This is a genomic window from Streptomyces sp. CoH27 (assembly GCF_020181035.1).
GTDB lineage: Bacteria > Actinomycetota > Actinomycetes > Streptomycetales > Streptomycetaceae > Streptomyces > Streptomyces camelliae.
In genome coordinates, this window is record NZ_JAIQYY010000007.1 from 172,600 (window position 1) to 174,489 (window position 1,890).

Annotated in this window: 2 protein-coding genes; both read left to right on the forward strand. The window is 66.2% G+C overall.

Annotated features, from left to right (window positions below; genetic code table 11):
• A partial coding sequence (locus LE548_RS13200) for a TerD family protein (RefSeq protein ID WP_225096983.1) occupies positions 1-560 on the forward strand: 560 nt, incomplete at its 5' end.
• 154 nt (positions 561-714) lie between these two features.
• The gene (locus tag LE548_RS13205; RefSeq protein ID WP_225096984.1) at positions 715-1,854 is read left to right on the forward strand and encodes a DUF475 domain-containing protein; all 1,140 of its coding nucleotides are present in this window, start codon (positions 715-717) and stop codon (positions 1,852-1,854) included.
• Positions 1,855-1,890 lie beyond the last annotated feature (36 nt).

Genomic DNA, 1,890 nt, shown 5'->3' on the forward strand with positions numbered 1-1,890 from the left:
AGGGAGGCAACGTCTCCCTCTCCAAGGCCGCACCGAACCTCACGAACGTCATGATCGGCCTCGGCTGGGACGCGCGGTCCACCACCGGCGCCCCCTTCGACCTGGACGCCAGCGCCCTGCTGTGCGGCGCCGGCAACCGGGTGATGGGCGACGAGTGGTTCGTCTTCTACAACCAGCTCAAGAGCCCCGACGGCTCGGTCGAGCACACCGGTGACAACCTCACCGGTGAGGGCGAGGGCGACGACGAGACGATCCTGGTGGACCTCACCAAGGTGCCGCCGCAGTGCGAGAAGATCGTCTTCCCGGTCTCGATCCACCTGGCCGACGAGCGCGGCCAGACCTTCGGTCAGGTCTCCAACGCCTTCATCCGCGTGCTCAACCAGGCCGACGGCCAGGAGCTCGCGCGCTACGACCTGAGCGAGGACGCCTCCACCGAGACCGCCATGATCTTCGGCGAGCTGTACCGCTACCAGGGCGAGTGGAAGTTCCGCGCCGTCGGCCAGGGCTATGCCTCCGGTCTGCGGGGCATCGCCCTCGACTTCGGGGTGAACGTCTCGTAGCCGATTGCCTCCTCATAAGCCTGACCTGTGGCTTTTGCGTGAGGATTGCCCTGGGCGGCACCGCGGGTAGGGTGCCCCTCTAGACTCGGGGTCAACGTTTCGCAAAGCCGAGTACGGCGCGGGGGAGACCCGTACGGACATGATGGGGTAGCCAGTGCTTCTGAAAACCTTCGGCTGGTCGTTCGCGGTGACCGCGCTCGGCCTCGTCGCCGCCGTCTTCTACGGAGGGTGGGAGGGCTTCGGGGTCGTGGCGATCCTCGCCGTCCTGGAGATCTCCCTGTCGTTCGACAACGCCGTGGTCAACGCCGGAATCCTGAAGAAGATGAACGCCTTCTGGCAGAAGATCTTCCTCACGGTCGGCGTCCTGATCGCCGTGTTCGGCATGCGACTGGTCTTCCCCGTCGTCATCGTCGCCATCACCGCGAAGCTCAACCCGTACGACGCCGTCCACCTGGCCCTCACGGACAAGGACCAGTACCAGCAGCTGGTCACCGACGCCCACCCGGCGATCGCCGCCTTCGGCGGAATGTTCCTGCTGATGATCTTCCTCGACTTCATCTTCGAGGACCGGGACATCCAGTGGCTCCAGTGGCTGGAGCGGCCGCTGGCCAAGCTCGGCAAGATCGACATGCTGTCGGTCTGCATCGCGCTGATCGCCCTGCTGATCACCTCCTTCACCTTCGCCACCCAGGCCCACCAGCACGGCGGCGCCCACGCCGACAAGGCGCAGACGGTCCTGATCGCGGGCATCGCCGGTCTGATCACGTACATGATCGTCGGCGGTCTGTCCGGCTACTTCGAGGACAAGCTGGAGGAAGAGGAGGAGCGCGAGCACGAGGAGGAGGAAGAGGCCGCCCGCACCGGCAAGCAGAAGTCCGCGGTGCTGCTGGCCGGCCAGGCCGCGTTCTTCATGTTCCTCTACCTGGAGGTCCTGGACGCGTCCTTCTCCTTCGACGGTGTGATCGGCGCCTTCGCCATCACCAACGACATCGTGATGATGGCCCTCGGCCTCGGCATCGGCGCGATGTACGTCCGGTCGCTCACGGTCTACCTGGTCCGCCAGGGCACCCTCGACGACTACGTCTACCTGGAGCACGGCGCCCACTACGCCATCGGCGCCCTGGCCGTGATCCTCATGGTCACCATCCAGTACGAGATCAACGAGGTCATCACCGGTCTCGTCGGCGTCGTCCTGATCGGCTGGTCCTTCTGGTCCTCCGTCCGCCGCAACCGTGCGCTCGCGACGGCCGGCGAGGGCAGCGACGAGAAGGCCGAGGTGCCCTCCGGGGTGTGACACCCCCGTGGGTGAGGAACGCTCTGAGCGGGGGGG